This window comes from Flavobacterium sp. W21_SRS_FM6, from assembly GCF_052119645.1.
GTDB lineage: Bacteria > Pseudomonadota > Gammaproteobacteria > Enterobacterales > Alteromonadaceae > Paraglaciecola.
The window spans coordinates 139,978-159,133 of record NZ_JBGQOM010000010.1 but is presented as its reverse complement, the minus strand read 5'-3'; the positions used below and the strand labels follow the sequence as shown (position 1 = coordinate 159,133).

At 43.3% G+C, this 19,156-nt stretch carries 22 protein-coding genes; 9 read left to right on the top strand and 13 right to left on the bottom strand.

The annotated features are described in order from the left end of the window. The 5 genes from zapD (at position 1) to ACEN2L_RS16430 (ending at position 3,589) form a co-directional block, all read left to right on the top strand. Entirely contained in the window at positions 1 to 753 is a 753-nt protein-coding gene (zapD, locus tag ACEN2L_RS16450; protein ID WP_306020381.1) for a cell division protein ZapD, read from the top strand. Positions 754 to 756: 3 nt separating this feature from the next. Then, positions 757 to 984: a DNA gyrase inhibitor YacG gene (gene yacG / locus ACEN2L_RS16445; RefSeq protein ID WP_441745247.1), complete on the top strand. Its 228-nt coding sequence runs from the start codon at positions 757 to 759 to the stop codon at positions 982 to 984. A 156-nt stretch (positions 985 to 1,140) separates the two neighbouring features. Further along, positions 1,141 to 1,881 carry a glutathione peroxidase gene (locus ACEN2L_RS16440; RefSeq protein WP_306020383.1) on the top strand — a complete coding sequence of 247 codons (741 nt, stop codon included), beginning with the start codon at positions 1,141 to 1,143 and terminating at the stop codon, positions 1,879 to 1,881. 138 nt (positions 1,882 to 2,019) lie between these two features. Next, a complete protein-coding gene (locus tag ACEN2L_RS16435) occupies positions 2,020 to 3,051 on the top strand; it encodes an alpha/beta hydrolase (protein WP_441745246.1) in 1,032 nt (343 codons plus the stop codon). Between the two features lies 1 nt (position 3,052). Continuing rightward, the gene (locus tag ACEN2L_RS16430; RefSeq protein WP_441745245.1) at positions 3,053 to 3,589 is read left to right on the top strand and encodes a DUF1697 domain-containing protein; all 537 of its coding nucleotides are present in this window, start codon (positions 3,053 to 3,055) and stop codon (positions 3,587 to 3,589) included. Between the two features lie 27 nt (positions 3,590 to 3,616). Here the strand turns inward: ACEN2L_RS16430 and ACEN2L_RS16425 are convergent, their stop codons facing one another. Together ACEN2L_RS16425 and ACEN2L_RS16420 are read right to left on the bottom strand one after the other, a co-directional pair. Further along, positions 3,617 to 4,519 carry a diguanylate cyclase gene (locus ACEN2L_RS16425; protein ID WP_441745244.1) on the bottom strand — a complete coding sequence of 301 codons (903 nt, stop codon included), beginning with the start codon at positions 4,517 to 4,519 and terminating at the stop codon, positions 3,617 to 3,619. After that, a complete protein-coding gene (locus ACEN2L_RS16420) occupies positions 4,512 to 5,333 on the bottom strand; it encodes an alpha/beta fold hydrolase (protein ID WP_441745243.1) in 822 nt (273 codons plus the stop codon). The genes ACEN2L_RS16425 and ACEN2L_RS16420 overlap by 8 nt, the downstream gene beginning before the upstream one ends. A gap of 142 nt (positions 5,334 to 5,475) precedes the next feature. Here ACEN2L_RS16420 and trxC point away from each other — a divergent pair, with 142 nt between their 5' ends. Further along, positions 5,476 to 5,895 (top strand): thioredoxin TrxC, encoded by a 420-nt coding sequence (trxC, locus tag ACEN2L_RS16415; protein ID WP_441745242.1) that lies wholly within the window; start codon positions 5,476 to 5,478, stop codon positions 5,893 to 5,895. Positions 5,896 to 5,911: 16 nt separating this feature from the next. Here the strand turns inward: trxC and ACEN2L_RS16410 are convergent, their stop codons facing one another. The 6 genes from ACEN2L_RS16410 to ACEN2L_RS16385 form a co-directional block, all read right to left on the bottom strand. Beyond that, complete coding sequence (locus ACEN2L_RS16410; protein ID WP_441745241.1) at positions 5,912 to 6,586, bottom strand: YceH family protein; 675 nt, start codon at positions 6,584 to 6,586, stop codon at positions 5,912 to 5,914. Between the two features lie 89 nt (positions 6,587 to 6,675). Further along, on the bottom strand, positions 6,676 to 7,860 hold the full coding sequence (locus ACEN2L_RS16405) for a HupE/UreJ family protein (RefSeq protein ID WP_441745240.1): 1,185 nt from the start codon (positions 7,858 to 7,860) through the stop codon (positions 6,676 to 6,678). Between the two features lie 66 nt (positions 7,861 to 7,926). Continuing rightward, positions 7,927 to 9,042 carry a tetratricopeptide repeat protein gene (locus ACEN2L_RS16400; RefSeq protein WP_441745239.1) on the bottom strand — a complete coding sequence of 372 codons (1,116 nt, stop codon included), beginning with the start codon at positions 9,040 to 9,042 and terminating at the stop codon, positions 7,927 to 7,929. Between the two features lie 92 nt (positions 9,043 to 9,134). Next, a complete protein-coding gene (locus ACEN2L_RS16395) occupies positions 9,135 to 9,638 on the bottom strand; it encodes an Ig-like domain-containing protein (protein WP_441745238.1) in 504 nt (167 codons plus the stop codon). Between the two features lie 7 nt (positions 9,639 to 9,645). After that, positions 9,646 to 11,238: a DUF4331 domain-containing protein gene (locus ACEN2L_RS16390; protein WP_441745237.1), complete on the bottom strand. Its 1,593-nt coding sequence runs from the start codon at positions 11,236 to 11,238 to the stop codon at positions 9,646 to 9,648. 117 nt (positions 11,239 to 11,355) lie between these two features. Next, positions 11,356 to 12,225, bottom strand: a complete 870-nt coding sequence (locus ACEN2L_RS16385) for a LysR family transcriptional regulator (protein ID WP_441745236.1) — start codon at positions 12,223 to 12,225, stop codon at positions 11,356 to 11,358. Between the two features lie 92 nt (positions 12,226 to 12,317). Between ACEN2L_RS16385 and ACEN2L_RS16380 the strand changes: the two genes are divergently transcribed. Then, positions 12,318 to 12,818 carry a lactoylglutathione lyase family protein gene (locus tag ACEN2L_RS16380; protein ID WP_306022070.1) on the top strand — a complete coding sequence of 167 codons (501 nt, stop codon included), beginning with the start codon at positions 12,318 to 12,320 and terminating at the stop codon, positions 12,816 to 12,818. 54 nt (positions 12,819 to 12,872) lie between these two features. On the opposite strand, the gene ACEN2L_RS16375 is transcribed toward ACEN2L_RS16380, so the two are convergent. The 4 genes from ACEN2L_RS16375 to ACEN2L_RS16360 all read right to left on the bottom strand — a co-directional run bounded on the left by ACEN2L_RS16375 (position 12,873) and on the right by ACEN2L_RS16360 (position 17,114). Continuing rightward, positions 12,873 to 13,574 carry an anti-sigma factor gene (locus ACEN2L_RS16375; RefSeq protein WP_441745235.1) on the bottom strand — a complete coding sequence of 234 codons (702 nt, stop codon included), beginning with the start codon at positions 13,572 to 13,574 and terminating at the stop codon, positions 12,873 to 12,875. Beyond that, positions 13,571 to 14,101, bottom strand: a complete 531-nt coding sequence (locus ACEN2L_RS16370) for a sigma-70 family RNA polymerase sigma factor (RefSeq protein WP_441745234.1) — start codon at positions 14,099 to 14,101, stop codon at positions 13,571 to 13,573. The genes ACEN2L_RS16375 and ACEN2L_RS16370 overlap by 4 nt, the downstream gene beginning before the upstream one ends. Before the next feature lie 216 nt (positions 14,102 to 14,317). Beyond that, positions 14,318 to 15,637, bottom strand: a complete 1,320-nt coding sequence (locus ACEN2L_RS16365; protein WP_441745233.1) for an ABC1 kinase family protein — start codon at positions 15,635 to 15,637, stop codon at positions 14,318 to 14,320. 91 nt (positions 15,638 to 15,728) lie between these two features. Continuing rightward, positions 15,729 to 17,114 (bottom strand): M28 family metallopeptidase, encoded by a 1,386-nt coding sequence (locus ACEN2L_RS16360; protein WP_441745232.1) that lies wholly within the window; start codon positions 17,112 to 17,114, stop codon positions 15,729 to 15,731. A gap of 101 nt (positions 17,115 to 17,215) precedes the next feature. On the opposite strand from ACEN2L_RS16360, the gene ACEN2L_RS16355 reads away from it, so the two are divergent. Beyond that, positions 17,216 to 18,127: a histone deacetylase family protein gene (locus tag ACEN2L_RS16355; protein ID WP_441745231.1), complete on the top strand. Its 912-nt coding sequence runs from the start codon at positions 17,216 to 17,218 to the stop codon at positions 18,125 to 18,127. A 201-nt stretch (positions 18,128 to 18,328) separates the two neighbouring features. Beyond that, entirely contained in the window at positions 18,329 to 18,589 is a 261-nt protein-coding gene (locus ACEN2L_RS16350; protein WP_441745230.1) for a hypothetical protein, read from the top strand. A gap of 138 nt (positions 18,590 to 18,727) precedes the next feature. Here ACEN2L_RS16350 and ACEN2L_RS16345 read toward each other — a convergent pair whose 3' ends face one another. Continuing rightward, on the bottom strand, positions 18,728 to 18,949 hold the full coding sequence (locus ACEN2L_RS16345) for a penicillin-binding protein (RefSeq protein WP_306021625.1): 222 nt from the start codon (positions 18,947 to 18,949) through the stop codon (positions 18,728 to 18,730). Positions 18,950 to 19,156: the final 207 nt, after the last annotated feature.

The following is a 19,156-nucleotide window of genomic DNA, read 5'->3' as shown; positions in this document are numbered from 1 at the left end:
ATGTCACAAGCGATATACGAATTTCCGCTCAATGAAAAGGTCAGAACGTATCTGCGCCTAGAGCAGCTTTTTAAGCAGCTTGTACATGCCAATGTAGCCACTGAAAATTGGCAATTTATCAATTTTTTTAGCTCACTATTTACCATGCTCGACCTACTAGAGCGCCTTGATTTGCGCAACGACGTATTAAAAGATATTGAGCAACATGAAAAAAACTTAGTGATTTGGTCGCAGCACCCCAATATTGATAATGATGCACTGCAAGCCTCACTGAAAAAGATCTTACGTTTGAGAGAATCCCTCAAAGGCAATAAAAAAATTGGGGCTGATTTAAAAGAAGAACGTTTTCTGTCGTCTATTCGTCAGCGGTTTAGCATCCCTGGTGGTACCTGTAGTTTTGACCTACCAAATTTGCACTACTGGTTGCAGCAAGCTAATGCTGAGAAACTTAAAAACGTAAATACTTGGATGCAAGAGTTAAATCCGATTAAAGAAGCCATTGAAATAACGCTATCCTTCTTGCGTGAGCGAGGGCGTTTTGTGCAACACAATGCCGAGAAAGGTTTTTATCAAGGCCTTGCTGAAGACAAAAATGAATTAATTCGCGTAGTGAGTTTCACGGACCAAGGTTATTATCCTATGCTTAGCGGCAACAAATATCGGTATGCAATACGATTTACCCTTTTTACCCCAACGATTCAGGGGAGTAGTGGGGTTGATGCCACCGTTCCTTTTCAATTAGCGTGTTGTTAAATCATGAATGTAGCGTGTCCAATGTGTAAGAAAGCAGTCGAGTGGTCATCGGCGAGTGTTTTCAGGCCGTTTTGTTCAAAACAATGCCAGCTCATCGATTTAGGCGAGTGGGCTAATGAAGAAAAGGCGATACCCAGTGGGGGAAATAAAGACCATGAGACCATCGCTTTACCCGATATAGAAGATATTGAGGCCATGTTAGCGGAAAAAGGAGATGACTTTTTTCAGTAGATTTGTTCATTAAATTTGATTAATTTTTTATTTTAAATCTATTTTTTCTATTACAAGCATCGTTTTTATCCCTTATCTTTTGTCACATTGAATCGTTATTCTAGCCTCACTGATTTAATGTTAAATACTGATTAACCTAACTAAACGAGGAAAACCATGTCTAATCCAAATTTTCAAGATAAAGCTGGTCAAGCTGTACCCGAAGTCACTTTTGCTATGCGCGTGAATGATGAGTGGGTAAAACGTACTTCAGCTGAGTTATTTAAAGGTAAAACCGTTGTGGTGTTTTCATTACCCGGTGCTTTTACCCCAACTTGTTCTTCAACCCATCTTCCCCGTTATAACGAATTGGCAAGCACCTTCAAAGCCAACGGAGTCGATGACATTATTTGTATGTCGGTAAACGATACGTTTGTAATGAACGCCTGGGCTGCTGATCAAGAAGCTGAAAATGTGACTTTGATCCCAGACGGTAACGGCGAATTTACTGAAGGTATGGGCTTATTAGTTGATAAAGCAGATCTTGGTTTCGGTAAACGTAGCTGGCGCTATTCGATGTTGGTGAAAGATGGCGTAGTCGAAAAAATGTTTGTCGAACCCAACAAGCCTGGCGACCCCTTTGAAGTGTCTGACGCTGACACCATGCTTGACTACATTGCACCAAATGCAGTGAAGAAATTGCCGGTGACTATTTTGTCAAAACCTGGGTGTCCATTTTGTGCAAAAGCAAAAAACCTACTAGATGAGAAAGGTTACCCCTACGAAGAGCTTGTTATGGGTAAAGAAGTCTCCTTTACCTCATTAAAAGCGTTATCAGGTAAAGAAACATGGCCACAAGTATTCATTGGTGGTAAACACATTGGCGGCAGTGACGACTTAGCGGCTTACTTCGCTTAATCGTTTATATCAACAATGAAAAAGGGCGCCTTATAAGGCGCCCTTTTTTTTGCACAAGGAAAAGCCGATTGATAGCCATAGCGAAATCAGTAAAGCCTCGTTATAGTAAGGCAATATTTATCTGTTAAGACACCAAGTATGAAATTAGTTTTCTCTTTAGTAAGCCTTATGCTTTTTCTAAGTGGCTTTACCACTGTCTCCCATGCTCAAGAATTACAACCCGTTTTTAATCGTTTTGAACAACTTTACCAAACCGAGTTAGGCAGTACTCAAGGATGCAGTCAAGCCTCTAGCACGCGATTTTCAGTCTGTTCCAGTGCCCTTAGAAATGACGGCAATGCGCCGTATATATTGCATCATGGCAAGCCCACTGGAAAAGTCATTGTTTTGTTTCACGGTTTGAGCGATTCACCGTTTTTTTTACGCTCTGTGGCAGAAGCATTCTACGGTGAGGGGTATAACGTAGTCGTTGCCTTACTCCCTGGTCATGGTTTACTTGATGCAGATAAAATCATGGAAGATCCAGAATTAGCCAATCGCTGGCGTAAACATGTCGCCGACGTGGTTGCCCTTGCTGATGGCTTAGCTGAAAACACCTTTATTGGTGGTTTTTCTACAGGTGGAGCCCTCGCGACTGAATATACTCTGCTACATCCAGAAAAATTGCAGGGATTAATGCTATTTAGTGGCGCGTTGCGATTAGAATCAAAGGCGGAAATGTTGGCTGATGTGTGGGGCATGAGGTGGATTGCTAAAAAATTAGACGGTGATTACCTAACCCAAGGGCGCAATCCTGTTAAATATCCCTCGGTCTCTACCTTCGCTGCGTTTCAGTTAGTGGATGTCATCATGTCAGTGCGTGAGCTGATAGAAGCTAAACATCCCCTCAACCTGCCGCTTTTTGTTGCTCACTCGCAAGCTGACGCCACCACTTTAATTCGAGGGGTCACTGATCTGATGGCGTACAATCAAGGTGATAATCAATTTTTCGACATTCCGCAAACGGAAAATGTGTGTCACGCCGACCTTGTTATCAGTGAACAGCAACTCATTGATATGCATTACGATATGAATGGCGTTGAACCAAGCGATGCTTGCTCTATTCCTAAGGCCAATCCGTTACACCCGCAAATGCTGCAAGCAGCTTTACGTTACTTGCGGGCACATTAAGATGCAAACGTGGGTGGCTTTGTTACGTGGTATTAATGTTGGCGGCAACAACCTAGTGGCGATGAAAACCTTATGTCACATTATGACGGAGGCAGGCTACCAAGACGTAAAAACCTACATTCAAAGTGGCAATGTGATTTTTAAACATATTGCTACGGAGGGAGACAAGCTTGCCGCTGATTTGTCAGCTCTCATTCAACAGCACTGCGGTTTTTATGCAAAGGTGATGGTGTTTTTGGCAAAAGACTTTAGCCAAATCGTCGCCAGTAACCCTTATTCCAGCCTAATGACAGAAGCCAAACAAGTGCATTTTTTCTTTGTCGATGAAGCATTGACGAGCGCTGACTTAAGCAAGTTGGCGCCGCTTAAATCACCCACTGAGGCCTATGAACTGACTTCTCACGGACTGTATTTGTTTGCTCCCCAAGGTATTGGGCGCTCAAAATTGGTGGCAAAAATAGACAAATGTTTAGGGATAGATACCACAGCGAGGAACTTAAATACCTTGCATAAGCTCGCTGCTATGTTGGCAAACTAGCAGGCCTTTAACTATGAGCACTTATATCTAATTGATGTTTTTTGTATACATTACTGACTGGTTTCGACCAGCGCTTTTTGCTTGGTATAAGGCGGTGTCTGCTGCGACGAAAAGCTCATGAAAGGTTTTGTTTTGGGTATCATCCAAGGCCGCGATCCCAATGCTTACCGTAATAACCTGCTCAGCCATCACTTTAGTACTGATTACTTCGTGGATTCGCTGTGAAAAAATAAAGGCTTGTTCAGTGCTGGTGTCTGGAGCCAAAATAGCAAATTCTTCACCGCCAAAACGGGCGACGGTGTCTAATTCGCGCGATAGAGATGTTAAGGTTTTTGATAATTCAACTAAGACTAAGTCGCCTTGATCGTGACCTAATTTATCGTTTACTTTTTTAAAGTGATCAACGTCAATAATGAGCAAGGCCAAGGGGGATACAAAGCGTTTGCTGCGGGCAATATTGTGGTTTGCTCGGGTTTGTAACTCTCGTCGATTAAACAGCCCAGTAAGCTCATCTGTAATCGCTAATTTTTTCAGCGTTTCTGTTTGTGCGTAGAGATCTTTTCTGGTTTCAATGAGCTCTTGGTATAATTTAATGCGATTCGAGGCAGAAAAAAAGCTCCAGTAAACCAACTCACTTTGTTGCTGAATAACTCGCGTATTAACCAGAACTGGCATTCTCTCACCGCTTGCGGTCAGCACACTTAATTGAATTTCTTGAAAGCGTTTCTCAACCATCAATAGCGGCACCACATAACTTTCGTAAAAAATCATTGAAGACTTGGTGAGTAAGGTTTCGAGTTTTTTACCGATTAAGCTACCGTTTTGCCAATGAAGCTCATCAGAAAAATAATCATTAGCAAAAACAATGTGTTTATTTTCATCTGTGATCAACAGACCCGCAGGGAAATGGTTATAGTCAAAGTCATTCAAGATGATTGTCTCGCAGATAATGCTCAATGTGCTGTGCCACGATAGCGGGATGGGTCATGTGTAAGCAGTGCCCATACGCCTCAACAACAATTTTCTGGCAATCGGCGATGTTTTCTTGCATGTACTCACCTACGGCCAAACTTGCTAGGGTGTCTTGCTGACTTTGTAGTAATAAAACTGGCAGGCTTATTTTAGGTAGTAGAGAGCGATAATCAGAGAAAAAGGTGGCATTGGCAAAGTTTTTGGCAATAACGGGGTCAGTAGAACAAAAGCTATCGGCAAGTTCTTGGGTCAACACTTCAGAATTATTTGTACCCATCACCAGTGGCGCTAAATGATTCGCCCAGCCAAGGTAGTTTTGGTCCATTAAATTCATTAACTCTTGTAAATCCTCTTTTTCAAATCCGCCAAAATAATCAGGTGGATCATTTAAAAAACAAGGAGAGGGACAAATCATCACAATATTAGTAAAAAGTTCGGGCCTTTGTACCGCAGCGATAGAGGAGATAATACTGCTTACCGAGTGGCCAACTAGGGTAATATTTTGCAACGCTAAAGTTTCACAAATATAGATAATATCTTGGGCAAAACCTTCTAACAGACTGTATTTTGACGCGTCGTAAGCTGATTTTAAAGAATTGCCAGAACCAACGTAGTCAAACAACACGATCTTATATTCTTGAGTGAGAAAGGGCACTAAGTAACGCCACATGTTTTGGTCGCAACCAAATCCATGGGCCAACACTAAGGTTTGCTCCCCCTGCCCGATAATCTGAACGTGGTTTCGTTCTATTATTTCACTTTCAAATAACATAAAGATCCCTATTTAAGTAGTTAAGCCGGTAATGTGGTTAAACTAATCTTACCGTATTGTTTTATAATACTGTGGTAATGGTTTTTCATCGGCACCTAGTATGTGCTATTGATTTTAAATATTGAAGAGAAAATGTATTGTTATGCACCTAGTTTGTTGTCATTGCTTTGCTATAAATCGCATCCCACAAGATAAAACCTACACAGACGCAAAATGCGGAAAGTGCCGGTCTTTGGTCTACGCTGCTCAGCCAGTAGAGTTAAATGATGCTCACTTTTACAAATACATAGAGCGCAATGACTTGCCCGTGGTCGTCGATTTTTGGGCGAGTTGGTGTGGTCCGTGTAAAGTGATGGCACCTGTGTTTAGTCAAGTGGCTGCCCAATCTCCTGGTCTCTTGTTTGCGAAAGTGAATACCGAAGTTGCACAGCAGATTTCAGCAACAGCGGGTATTCGTAGCATTCCTACTTTGATTATGTTTAAACAGGGTAAAGAGGTAAATCGTATTTCTGGCGCGTTAAGCGAGGTGCAGCTAAAACAGTGGATAATGCAATCACTGTAGTACCTGCGCAAATTGACTAGTTGCTTAATAATTCGATAAGTTCTCGTAGTTCACGCAACTCATTTTTCATTTCACTTACTTCATTTTCAAGTTCAGCTACTCTGGTTGATAATTCCGCATCTCGGCTTGGAGGAAAGGGCTTGTCATTAGGTGAATCTGAAATTTGTAGTTGCACGCCCTCAGCCCCGCAAAACAGGTGCGCATAACGTGACTCCCGTTTGCCCGGCTCCCTCTCCAGTTTAGCCACTAGCTGCTCCCCATTGAGCTCTTGCAAGCTAAACAAACAATGCTCAACCGCATCCACATTGGTGAAATCAGCTAAACGCTGCGTGCGAGTGCGCAATTCTCCGGGTGTTTGAGGCCCCCTAAGCAGTAACACGCAGATAAGCGCGCGTTGCTGTTCAGTAAATTGCAAGGAACTAAACTCGGTATTACAAAAACGGTGCTTGTATTTAGCCACGCGGCTACCACTGGTGGTGATAGTAAAGATACATTTTTTATCATTGAGTTCATCTAAACCTTGTTGAACATCTTGTTCAGAGAGGTTCATCACCGGCTCACGATTACTTTTTTGATTACAACCCAACGTTAACGCATTTAACGACAAGGGATATTGGTCTGGCGTGGTGCTTTCTTTTTCAAGTAATACACCAATAATTCGGGCTTGAAGCGGCGTTAACTGAATTAACATACAATTTCCTTAAACAACTTGGCGGTTTTACTATCATAACTGGTTTTAAGTAAGGGTGGCTAAAATACTACAGCCTAAAACTAGTCACTTTAAAACCGTGTTATACACCACTGTAGGGCGATTAAAGCAATAATCGCTGAACTGGCTTGCAGTCCATATTTTTGATACCAATGACGTTTGCCGACATATAGTAAAATCGGTAGTAGCGCAGCCAAAATCAGTAATTGGCCTAGTTCAACCCCCAAATTGAAGGCGATAACCGACAGCAGTTTTTGGTCTTTATCTATCCCTAACTCACCTAATACGCCGGCAAAGCCCATACCGTGTAACAGGCCAAAAGCAAAGGTGATCCAGCCAAGACGTAAAACCACAGGCCAAATATTATTGAGAGCGGTTAACATGACCGACAAGGCAATACCAAATTCAACCCAGCGGCTACTCGGCACAATAATATCCATGGCAGTGGCCGTAAGCGTTAGCGAATGGGCAACGGTAAACGCCGTAATAATCCATGCGGTATCTTTTAAAACGCGCTTTACTTGCGGCTTGGCTTGCCATTGATGGTTAACACGTTGTAATACACAAGTGAGTAATAGGGCGCATAAAAACAGGATGTGATCGGTGCCCTTAAAAATATGTAAGACGCCTTGATAGATGTAAGTGGAAATGATACTCAAAAGCGGATTACTTTCTGGCTCAATTAAATAGCGCTGATTTTGCGCATCGATGACACCGGAGTATTTGCGTTGAAAGAGGTCCGCGTTGACTAACAACTTGTGATCAGCGTCTTGGGTAAAAATAGCCGAGTATTGCACCGTCAGTGCTGCAACTTGGCTATCTTCAACGCTCAAGCCACAATTGCTGCTAAAATATAAAACCAGATAACCTTCATCAAAATGCATGTCGGTCTGAATGTCATTTTCTAACAGTAAATCACAATTATTGCCCGCGCTTAAAATAGCTAAATGTTGCTTTACAAAGCCTTTGATTTCACTTGAACGAGCATCTACTTCAGCCCACGATAACTCTCCATCCGTATTTGCATCTAAGCCAATGACTAACTCTAAGTCAAACCATCTTAATTGCAGCTCACCATACAAACGGGGCGTTGTAGCGCTCACTTCAGCCGAAGTTTCAAAAGGCGATACGTGCAAGGGACTTTGCGACAGTTGCAAATACGCGGTACTCATTTGATGAGCGTTCGCGACGGGCCAATACAGCATCAAACACAAGCAAATTAGGCCAGCATGGCAACGTTCGAACAAGTACTTCATGGTGGATATTCCAAAACAGGTTAGGATTAATGTCAGTGCTGATGCGATAGCAGTGATTATTCAGATCTAGTCAGCGTTATTTTGCATTAATAGTGCTCTGTGCAAAAGATGTTTGTCGTCAAACAGTTTTGCTTGTTGCCAATTTACTTCGGCCCAATACAGTGCCTGCTCGGGGTCTGGCGCAATATCTAGATAAAAACGCGCAATGTCAGCGCTATGAAAAGTATCTTGTCTCGCTAATCTCAGCGCCATGCGCTCGGCTAACAAATTTTGCCAGTCAAGTTGGCCAGTTGTTTTTTCGGCTAAACTGAGCCGGGTCAATAAGGCGTCATCTTTAAATCCCGCGTGTTCAACAATGCTGGCAAGTTGCTGTAATACCCTTTGTTCATGACCCAAGCTAAGTTGAATATCGGCCCACAGTACAATAAAACTAAGAGGCTTTTGCGCTAAATCTTGCTGGTGGTTTAAGCCTTTCGCTAACCAGCTTTGCGCTTCACTTGCCTTATTTAATTTAAGGGCCATTTCAGCAACGAGCTGAAGCAACCAGTCTTGTGCTTGTTGATTACTGTGTAAGGTTTTTGGCTTTAACAACTGCGTTAGCCGTGCATAGCTGGTGGCCAACTGATCTTGATTGGCCCCCACCTCTAAAACACAGGCTGAGGTTAAGAGTAGGTCAGCTTTACCTACCAATTGCGCGCAGGTTTGTTTACTTTGAGCAAATTGTCCTTGAGTGAGCAAAACATTCGCTTTGAGTAAAATAGCGGCGCTGTTATTTGGATTTAATGCGATGCTGTGTTCGAGGTGCTCAATCGCTTGGCTAAATTGGTGTTGATGTTGTAATACTCGCGCCCATAAATACAGTAGGTAGCTGTGTGTAAACTGGTTTTTTATCACATCATTTTGGAATGGTTGTGAGGTAAGCAAAGGCGATAACAAGGCTCTGGCGCGTCCGTAATGTTTATTGGCTTGTCCAGCATATTGGCCTTGCTCGATATGCCATGCCGCTTTTTCTAAACGCTGCTGCAAAGGAAGCGTGGTTTCTTTATTGGCAGAGTCAGCATCCCAGCGAGCAACAATCGCGTTTCTATCTGTTGGTTTAACAGGACTCGCTAACGCACCTAAGGTAATAAATAAAAGGAGCAAAATGAGTAACACCATTAAGCTGCGTTCTTGGCCGCGCATATCGCTATCTCCCAATGTAGTAAAATTAACAGTAAAAAAGCCATCCATGGCAGCAGTAGTAAGTACGTATCATCCTGATTAATCGGTGAAACTTAGTTGTTGATTAAATCATCGTAAGCCGCCGCGTCAGTCACATCTTGCGTAAAGCTTCTACCGTTTATCGGCAGAGGTGAGTCCGACGATGCTTGTGCGTAAGCTGCACGACTATAGTCAGAAAAGCTCAGCTGCAAGGTTTCAATTGTGATATTCACCGTCGCTTGGTCAGCAGCGTTAATGCCATCTGATACGCTAAATGCAAAACTGTCTGAACCAACAAAATTAGCAGCAGGTGTGTAAGTAAATGCGCCATTGTTCATCACTGTTACAGTGCCTGACATCGGCTCTGTTGCAAGACTAAAGTACAAGGCGTCATTCTCGGGATCGCTGGCTGCTAAGTTGTCCATGATGGGTGTATCTGTTTGGGTTAACAAATCAGCGCCGACTGCAACGGGTGGTTTATTTTGCTTGGGTGACTCATCATCTGAAAAATTACACCCAGCCAATCCCATCGAGCAGAGCAAGGCTAACGCGATTTTGCTGTTATTTGCTTTCATCATTTACTCCTTATTCTGAGCCAGATTTAGGGGTGGCTAAGTAAGGAAATGTGTTCATCATCATCGATGAATCCACCGGTGCGCCATCGGTAAAGGACACATTGCCTACACTTGCATCATCAGGTGTACATAATCCTAAGTCAGTTTCAACACCACCAACGGGGATGGGATAACATAAGCGACCCATAACAACTCGTAGGGCAATATCTACCACATCATCGCCAGGTCTACGTCCATTTGGGAAACCAGCTAAATCGTCACCTGCTACGCCAAAGGGAGATTGCATAGCACCTGGGGTTGCAGCAATTTCAGTATTCAAACGCAGCATCTCAGACGGGGTAACTGTTGAGAGCTGATTGACTCCTTCAAAACCTGTTAAAAACGCAGTCACCAAATCCGTACGTGGAAAATTCGTGGGAGCAAGGGTTTCGATATTGGCGCCCAATGTTGTATTCACCGCGTCTTTAAACAGAATATTTAATAACTCTGGTAGGGTGGGGTGAGTCACAAAATCTGCAAACTGAGTGTCATCCTTAGGTTGCGAGCTAGAAAATTTATCTTTATCGGCTAAACCGATAACCAGTTCATTCACTAGCGGATTACCGAGTCGTGATACTTGAGTTAAGGCGCCACCATTAACTTCTGTTGAAGCGAAGCTTGCGTCAGGGTTGAGAATACGTGCCTGAGGTAAGCTCGCCGTCGTCCAAGCACCAATGGTGCCGTTGCCCATGCCGGTTGCACAGACTTTTGGAATTTCGATGGCAATCGAGGTAACGTTTTTATCAATAAGATCATCGTTAGTGGCTGATTGTGTAATACCGCCCGGGAATCCGCCGCCATCTCCTGCACCCGGTGCACTGTCACCTTCAACTGGCACATAATTGACTAAATCAAAGGTGTTACCTAGGTTAACAACGAAGGGGTCTTTACGTTGTCCTACAAACACTTTACCCATTGCGTCACAGCCGGGTAGGGCGAACGAATAGACAAAACTGTCTGCATAAGCTTGGTATCCGGCCGCATCAGTAAAGGTTTTGTTTCCAATAAAATCTAATGGTTTTTGAAAGCTATCCATTGCGCTAGTGGCATTTTGTAAAACCGTTGCCGTACCGCTAGATTGCGGGCCGTTAACCAAGGTTAGGGAATAAGACTCGCTAAAATTAGCTGCGCTTTGGTCAGCGGCGCTAACACCACCAATGTTTTTCAAGGGCACACCGACCGTACGTTGATTTCCCTCAGGGCCAACCGTCAGTGCAATGCCGCTATTATTGTTTGCCAACATCGACTGGAAGCGCAATTGAAAAGTCATATCTTCAACGGCATCTCCGTCGTTATCAATGTGGATGCTGTAAACTGCAGCCGGATCCATTGCAAAATAGTTAGGACCGCCGTAGGCGTCCTGCAAAGGGATGTAGTTTGCGATCATGGTTAGGTAATCCCCGCGACCTTCCTCATAACTGTTGAATGCATAAAAATCAGTTGAATCAAGGGTGGGAAAACGAGTGATATTTGGCGCTTCTCTGTGGCTAGATGCGTGAGCAAACTGGCCAATAATAGCGCTTGCTAAAATACTCAGTACGAGTGTTGATGAAGACTTGTTCATGACATATTCCTCTATTGTTTTGTTTTGTCATCAAGCCAAACGATCCACCTCACCAAGTAGATGCAAATAAATGCATTTATTTTTCATTTATTTTTTGCTGCACGAAAAAGCCCTCAGTTATAGACATCTCAGTGCTGCATTCTTTACGGTTTTGACTCGCTCAGGCATAACTTTACGCCGAGGACTGCACAAATAAATTGTTTCGCTTGCAGGTTTAGGTAAACGAAAAGACTTGATTAAATGTGCTTGATGAAAAGCATCAACCGCATAAGCGGGCAATACCGTAAAACCTAGCCCCAAACTGACAGGCTCTAGAATTAAACTAATTTGATTAGAAAAGCCTGACTGTTTTACTTCGTCAATGTGGTTAAATTCAGCAAAATTATTTTTCAATAATTGATTGGCATGGTGGGCGCCATCAGGATGATTAATAAAACCTAATGTTGCTAAAACAGCCCAACTGACTTGTTCTATTTCCGCAGGGGTCACCAACAGCAGCGGTTCGCTCGTCAAGGCTTGCGAAACCACTTCAGCAGAGGTGGGTAAAGCCGTCATAAAGCCCAAGTCTATCGTATTGGTGCTAAGTGATTGCTCTATTTCACGGTTAGGAGCAAAGCGATAATCAATCACCAGTTTAGGATGCTGTTGTTGCAGCGCTAATAAGTGCTTATACAACTTTAAACCAATACTACCCGGTGATTTTATTCTAACAAGACCTTCAAATGCAGGATCTGCGGCCACCAATTGCTCAATCTTTGCCATTGAAACAAGTAATGCCTTAGCCTCTCCATGCAAACGTTCGCCGGCATCGCTAAGATAAAATTGTTTTCCTTCGCGAATTAATAAGGGGGTATTAAAAAATTCCTCTAATTTGTGGATATGCTGACTTACTCCCGATTGCGTCATATGAAGCCGCTCAGCAGTTCGCGTGAAATGCCCTTCTGCAACCAACGTAGAAAAGGTGCGTAACCAAATGGGATTAATCATTAGTAAATATACTCAAAATAATAAAAATTGATAATTTCACATAATGATATCTGCTAGGTAAGCTGAAGGCTATCCATCTTTAAAGGACACTTATGAATACTACTTATCCCCGCAGTTTTTCTCATATTGGTATTTCTGTACCAGATTTAGAACAAGCCGTGAAATTTTACACCGACGTACTGGGTTGGTATCAAATCATGCCACCCAGCGATGTTATCGAAGATCAAAGTGCGATAGGTGAGATGTGCACCGATGTATTTGGCGCTGGATGGGGTAAATTTCGCATTGCGCATTTATCTACCGGTGATCGAATTGGTGTTGAATTATTTCAATTCCCCCATCAGCAAGCGCCTGACAATAATTTTGAATACTGGAAAACCGGTATCTTTCATTTTTGTGTGCAAGATCCGAACGTTGAAGACCTAGCAGAAAAAATAGTGGCTGCAGGCGGCAAAAAACGTATGGCTGCACCGCGTTACTATTATCCGGGAGAAAAGCCCTACCGTATGATTTATATGGAAGACCCTTTTGGCAATATATTAGAAATTTATAGCCACAGTTACGAGTTGATTTACAGTGCCGGTGCTTACTAAAAACCATTTTTGCGCCCAAGTTTGAACTTGGGCGCAAAAGTAATTTACTCGTACTTACAGTAAAGCAAGCTCGGCGACATACAGCACTTCAGTTGGGGAGCCGTTTGGCGAGCCACCTAAGGGCTCTAAACTGACTGCCAATGCCGCAATATCTAACTGATCAAACTGCGGGTGTTTTGACAAAGACACTAAGCCAGATTGTGGTAAAAGACCCAGAGAAATCGGTGGTCTACCGTCTTCGGCAATCATCCATAATTGGTAATCATTTTGTTGGCGCTGACTGACGTTTTTAGTTGCATAGGCCTCAATGGTTTTGGTGGTTATTTCAATTAACCACAAAGATTCTTTAGCCTCATTTTGCATCACCGTGAATTGTTGGGCAGGCTCAGGTTCAATAGGTTGTAGTTGCACTAACAATACCGCTAGCACAACGGCTGCAGCGCTCGCTAGCAATGACAAGGCTTTCCAGCGTGATACTACTTTACTGGGGAAGGCCACTACATTTGACTCTGGCACTTGAGCATCGGCAAAGGCGAGCCGTTGTTTAATCTTTTCCCATACGGCGGGATCCGGAGCAACTGGTTGAATTTGCCCGCCCAATGCGTTGATGTGCTGTTCCCATTGTTCAACCGATGAACGGATGGCTGGGTATTGCAAGATCAAGCGTTGAAAACGTAAGCGAGCTGCACCTCTTAAGGTGCCCAATACATACTCTGCTGCTAATGCATCTCGCCTTGGTTGGATTAAATAATTCATATTCCTAAACACCTCTTTAATAACTGTAAACCCCGCCTGATCATACTTTTGGTAGAGCCCAATGGTGCATCGATGTGGGTAGTCACTTCTTGATGACTTAAGCCACAATAAAAAGCTAAATGAATCGCTTGTTTTTGCGTTTCTTCCAACTCGTCTAAACAAAAATTCAGTTGTTTTTTGTCATGTTCAGATAAATCAAGCAAGTCATCGTCATTCAACATAATCGAATCATCAATATCTTGCTCATTACGCACTTTATAAAAACGCAATAAATCTAAGGCGCGATACCGAGCAATACTCACCATCCACGTTAATACGGTGCCTAAACCCGTGCGGTATTCACCGGCGTTATGCCAAATTTTTACATAGGCATCTTGCACAGCGTCCTCTGCCCACTCTTTACGCCTAAGCATTTTTAAGCAAATTGCGTACAGCTGTGGACTAGTGGCTTCATACAACTGAGCGAAAGCCTGCTGATCACCAGCTGCTATTTTGCCTAGCAAACGAAGATGCTCTTCATGTTCCATGGTTATTACCTAGTTATATTGCAATATAGTGGGTACCTTACCTTGATAAACGATCGAAAAGCCAAACTGGATGCAAAAAATGTCACTTTGTCTTTTGCGACCGTACAAAAGTGCAGGTGCGAGAGTGTAAACATAGAAGTTTAATGAGGCCTTGCAAGCTTCTCCTTACAAATTAATGACTCCATGATAGTGGATAGTAAGCAGTACGCTCACCCATCATTGGTAGGGCTTAAACAGGGCTGCCATATCAACTTTGGCTTTGAGTTTTATGGCCAGCAAAAATAAGCCACCTAATTTTCTATGCAAAAATATCGCATCCGCGGGCGGCGTATGGATATAATCTTTGTCTAATCCTATTTGCATGCCTTGTTTTTGCAAACGCGCAGATAAACCGCTGTTAGCAAAATCGTAAGGCTGCTGAGCATATAAAGGTTCACAGGCAATATAAGCAATGTCAGTTATGATTTGCTTGATATGGTCGGGCACATGAGAGCCCATTAACCCAATCTCAATAGTGGCCTGTTGAATAGTGGGCTTATCCTTTGCAATAGCTGCCTGCATCAGGCGGCGGTAAGCTTGGGCAAAGCCAGCTGAAAACTCTCGAGTTGCGCCAAAATCCAATAATACAATCTTTTGTTCATCATGGTTGAACAGGTAATTGGCAAAATTAGGGTCGGTTTGCACTAAGTTAAATTCAAATAGTTCTTTAAACAACAAACGCATTAAATCAGTAATGACTTTGTCTTTAAGGACTTGCGGGGCGGTCTGTAAGTCTTCTATTGGTTTACCTTCGATATACGTCATGGCTAATACCACATCTGAACTGAGCGCCGGTGCTAAGCGGGGCATTAAAAACGCATCATCATTGGCTACAATTTGGGCATACTGCGCAAGGCGTTGGCCTTCAAGCACATAGTTGGCTTCGTCATGGAGTTGCTTTTTGGCCTCGATTAATAGGGGCGTAAGATTCAATTTTTTGGGTAGCAAGCCGGTCATGTTGATTAACGTCGCCACGTTGTCTACGTCACTGTCGATGCTTTGTTTTATCCCAGGATACTGAATTTTAATGGCTAATAGATTCAGATCATCGTCAATCACTTTATGCACCTGACCAATGGATGCTGCGGCAATCGGCTTTAGCGGAAACTGTATAAATCGTTTGCGCCAATCGACTCCCCATTGTTGGGTGAGTAACTTTACCAATTCTTTTTCTGGCATGGCATGGGCATCAGAACGCAATTTGACAAGTAAGGTACTCAGTTCTGGGGGCAGTAAATCTCCAGCATCCATAGACAATAATTGACCCACTTTCATTGCTGCACCTCGCATTTGCGCGAGTTGGTCAGCGACTCTAGTTACATTACCCGGAGTAAGTAACAAGTCTTTGAATTTTGGACGATTACCTCGAGCAAATTCGCTAACACCATCGGCCAGCATATTCCCTGCTACTCGTGTAGCCAACGAGCCCAATTTTGTAAAACGACTCAGCCGACTACTTGGTAGGGCTAAGGCGGGTTTATTATCTTTAGTGCTCACGTTGACCTCAAAGCTCTTTATGGTTGATAGAAATGCCAAGGGTGTTTGAGCTGCAATAAAATGCCCCCTGACTTTTTCTATTTGTTAAGGTTTATTCGCCAAATGAGCCAGCGGAACCCGGAAATACCACAGGGCTTTCAAAGCCATCTTTACTGACACTGGCCACACCGAAGAAATAGTTATCGATGACCACATTCTCCAGAGTGTATTCGGTGACATCGCCCACATATTTGCTGTATTGCCACTGCGGCGCGTCGGTGTAGCGCCAATAGATTTTGTATCCGGCTAACTGCGGATTTTGTTGTTTGTTTGAGGCTTGCCAACCCAAGGTAGTGCTTGCTTGTACTGCGCCCGATATTTGTACTTTAGCGGGTGGTGAAGGCGCCCACGCCATGCTGGCCAAAGATGCAGCGTTAAGCGAGGTTAACTTTGCGACATAAGGAAAATTAACCCCGGCAAGCGTATCGCCATATTCAATACCATTCTCGCTGCGTAAATCTTGATGTTGGCGATTGTAGTTTTCGTTAGTTTCCATAATGCGTACCGCTGGATAACCCAAGTCATTGAATGGACGGTGATGACCGCCACGACCAAAGCGGTCTAGTCGATAAATTACCATCGTATCTAAATTAGGAATATATCTGTCGGCAATCCAATCAATGTAACGTGCTAAGTTGCGGCTCGGAGAATCGACTTCGCCACCAGTAAAACGGCGAGTTGTGGCTTCTTTTTCGGTTTCAGTTACGCGTGTGCCTTCAGCAAATACCCGAGCGCTACTATTGTTGATCACGCCATTGATGCCAGCGATGTTGCCAATCATATCGTTGTTCAATACGGCTTTAAGTCGCCATCCATCCTTTTGGGCATTTTCAGCGAGAATTTTACCACCGAATAAACCTTGCTCTTCTCCTGCTAACGCAGCATAAACGATACTGCCATTAAACTTATATTGGCTTAGCACTCTTGCCGCTTCTAAGGTACCTGCTACGCCAGTGGCGTTATCATTCGCACCGGGTGAGTTGGAGGTAAAATCCATCACGTCAGAAACCCGTGAATCAATATCACCTGACATCAACACATAACGATTCGGATCGCTAACACCGCGCTGAATGGCAATTACACTGACAACTTCGGTAGCATTAGGTATGCGTTTTTCACCTTCTATCACTTGGCTTTGATAATACACTTCCAAGCAGTCACCGCATTGTTTAGAAATCGCGTCAAACTCGCTTTTTATCCAACGTCTGGCCGCGCCAATTCCACGGGTCTCAGACTGGGTGTCAGATAGGGTGTGACGAGTACCAAAGCCCACTAATTTGGTAATATCTTGCTCGATATTTTGTGTCGATATGGACTGCACTATTTGATGCAATTTTGTTTGATCTTGGTAGGTGGTTTGTGCACTCGCCATGATATAGGTGCTAGGGGCAAGCCAAAACGTTAAGAACAAGGAATTTAAATATATTAGATTTTTCACAGTAGGGTAGTATCCATTTATTGTTGTTTTTCGTATCGATGTGGCTAGTACGCTAATTCTTATCTTATGGTTTGTAAATGGTTTAAAAAATGGTTTGTGAAATGCCTTATACAATGCGCCCATTAGTGTTTCATCCAATATACAGTCAGCTTGACCTGCCTTTTCGACATCGTTTTCCTATCGAAAAGTATCAGGGGATTCGTGATTGTTTAGCCTCATTAGGCGTGCCTAATAGTCAGTTTTACCAACCAGACGCTATGTCAGTATCTGAATTATGCCAAGTTTTTAATCCGCTCTATGTGCAGCAACTCGTGAGTGGAAGCCTAGACCCTCAGGCAATGCGCCGAATCGGTTTTCCGTGGTCAGAACAATTGATAAGGCGCTCGCTAACAGCGGTGGGCGGCACTGTGCTTACGGCAAAATTAGCCCTTGAGCACGGTAAAGCATTAAACCTAACGGGAGGCTATCATCATGCGTTTGCCAACTATGGTTCGGGTTTTTGTTTATTTAACGACTTGTACTTAGCCGCCATAAGCATGCTGCAGACCAAAGGGATAGATAAAGTACTCATTTTTGACTGTGATGTGCATCAAGGAGATGGCACCGCAAAATTAGCCTCCCATAACCCAATGATTTACACCGTATCAATTCATGGTGAAAAGAATTTTCCGACACGTAAACAAGTTTCCGATCTTGATTTTAACCTTGCTAAAGGCACTCAAGATGATGAGTATCTTAGCACCGTCGATGAAGCCCTAAGTCTTGCTTTGACTGTTTTTGGTCCAGATGCCGTTATTTATGATGCGGGTGTGGATGTGCATATTAATGACGACCTTGGGCATTTGCACATTACCACCGAAGGGGTGTATCAACGTGACAAGTTGGTTTTTGATACCTGCCGACAAAAGGGTTTACCAGTTGCCGCCGTTATCGGCGGCGGTTATCAGCGTGACATAAGCGCCCTAGTCAATGTGCATTTACAGCTATATCGGGCTGCAGGTATTGTTCCCTAAGTCTTGTAAGAAGTGAAGCGAGCTTAATTAAGAACAACGAGTTTGTCGTGACTTAAGTCATTTGAGACTTAACACATAGGGCAACTACGTTCTGGCAAGCGATTGTTTAACTGCACTGACTATCCACATAAACCTCAAAATTTCTGAACATATGTTTGTTATCTTTTTACCATCGATTGAGTTGTTACTGTGAGCGGCAAGATGAATAAAAAAGTAACATTAACCTGGTTGGGATTCTTTGTTGCTATAGAATCCAGCGTGACGTCCTATGTCAAAATGGCCCCAGGTAACATCGATGACTTTGTGGGCACTTATACTTTACGTGTCGCTAATAGCCCCAGCAAAGCGTCATCAAGCTCTGCCCCAGGCATTGGCGCCATTGGTTTGACTGTCAGTGGGGCAGTGATTAAAAACGATGAAGAGGGCTCGGTATTGCACTTGAGGGAGCCATTGGCAATTTAGATTGTAACAGCGCTCACACCGGCCCGAAGAGCTATGATTTAGAGCCCATCTCGTTTCTTGGCTTTTTAACGTTTATCAATGATATCGCTGTGTTATTGACAGAAGGTCAGCGCGAGGGGCAATAAAAGCCGACAGAGCCTAGTAACAAGAGTTAGGTGTACTGTCTGGATTAATTTCACCGTACACTTCTTCAGGATCCACATCATTGGCAATGAGTTCTTCGCGGACCGTGTCAATATGTTCTAGCACCAGCTTGTAACGCTCACCGTATTCGTATTTGTTTACTTCAATCGCTTTAGGCATGTAGCTAAAGGCGATTTTTAAGGCCATTAAGGCGTCTTCATTCAATTTCTCAGCCATGGATCAGCTCCTTAGGTAGAACAGGCACTGACATATTAGCGTAGTTTGTTGTCCTCAAACAGCGATTAAGCAATTGATTTTTGCAATGTAATACTTTCATAACAGTCGGTAATTAGGTGCACAATGCACCGAAATAGTTATTTTTGCTGATTATTTAAATAACCCAATTTTTTCATAAGCCGCTGAAAATATTATAAATTTTTTATA

Excerpts from the sequence above, each read along its gene's own strand:
- ACEN2L_RS16390 (WP_441745237.1), bottom strand. The coding sequence starts at position 11,238 with ATGAACAAGTCTTCATCAACACTCGTACTGAGTATTTTAGCAAGCGCT.
- yacG (WP_441745247.1), top strand. The coding sequence starts at position 757 with ATGAATGTAGCGTGTCCAATGTGTAAGAAAGCAGTCGAGTGGTCATCG.
- ACEN2L_RS16385 (WP_441745236.1), bottom strand. The coding sequence starts at position 12,225 with ATGATTAATCCCATTTGGTTACGCACCTTTTCTACGTTGGTTGCAGAA.
- ACEN2L_RS16440 (WP_306020383.1), top strand. The coding sequence starts at position 1,141 with ATGTCTAATCCAAATTTTCAAGATAAAGCTGGTCAAGCTGTACCCGAA.
- ACEN2L_RS16420 (WP_441745243.1), bottom strand. The coding sequence starts at position 5,333 with ATGTTATTTGAAAGTGAAATAATAGAACGAAACCACGTTCAGATTATC.
- ACEN2L_RS16375 (WP_441745235.1), bottom strand. The coding sequence starts at position 13,574 with ATGAATTATTTAATCCAACCAAGGCGAGATGCATTAGCAGCAGAGTAT.
- ACEN2L_RS16355 (WP_441745231.1), top strand. The coding sequence starts at position 17,216 with ATGCCTTATACAATGCGCCCATTAGTGTTTCATCCAATATACAGTCAG.
- ACEN2L_RS16410 (WP_441745241.1), bottom strand. The coding sequence starts at position 6,586 with ATGTTAATTCAGTTAACGCCGCTTCAAGCCCGAATTATTGGTGTATTA.
- ACEN2L_RS16400 (WP_441745239.1), bottom strand. The coding sequence starts at position 9,042 with ATGCGCGGCCAAGAACGCAGCTTAATGGTGTTACTCATTTTGCTCCTT.
- ACEN2L_RS16395 (WP_441745238.1), bottom strand. The coding sequence starts at position 9,638 with ATGATGAAAGCAAATAACAGCAAAATCGCGTTAGCCTTGCTCTGCTCG.
- zapD (WP_306020381.1), top strand. The coding sequence starts at position 1 with ATGTCACAAGCGATATACGAATTTCCGCTCAATGAAAAGGTCAGAACG.
- ACEN2L_RS16345 (WP_306021625.1), bottom strand. The coding sequence starts at position 18,949 with ATGGCTGAGAAATTGAATGAAGACGCCTTAATGGCCTTAAAAATCGCC.
- ACEN2L_RS16430 (WP_441745245.1), top strand. The coding sequence starts at position 3,053 with ATGCAAACGTGGGTGGCTTTGTTACGTGGTATTAATGTTGGCGGCAAC.
- ACEN2L_RS16350 (WP_441745230.1), top strand. The coding sequence starts at position 18,329 with ATGAATAAAAAAGTAACATTAACCTGGTTGGGATTCTTTGTTGCTATA.
- ACEN2L_RS16405 (WP_441745240.1), bottom strand. The coding sequence starts at position 7,860 with ATGAAGTACTTGTTCGAACGTTGCCATGCTGGCCTAATTTGCTTGTGT.
- ACEN2L_RS16380 (WP_306022070.1), top strand. The coding sequence starts at position 12,318 with ATGAATACTACTTATCCCCGCAGTTTTTCTCATATTGGTATTTCTGTA.
- ACEN2L_RS16370 (WP_441745234.1), bottom strand. The coding sequence starts at position 14,101 with ATGGAACATGAAGAGCATCTTCGTTTGCTAGGCAAAATAGCAGCTGGT.
- trxC (WP_441745242.1), top strand. The coding sequence starts at position 5,476 with ATGCACCTAGTTTGTTGTCATTGCTTTGCTATAAATCGCATCCCACAA.
- ACEN2L_RS16435 (WP_441745246.1), top strand. The coding sequence starts at position 2,020 with ATGAAATTAGTTTTCTCTTTAGTAAGCCTTATGCTTTTTCTAAGTGGC.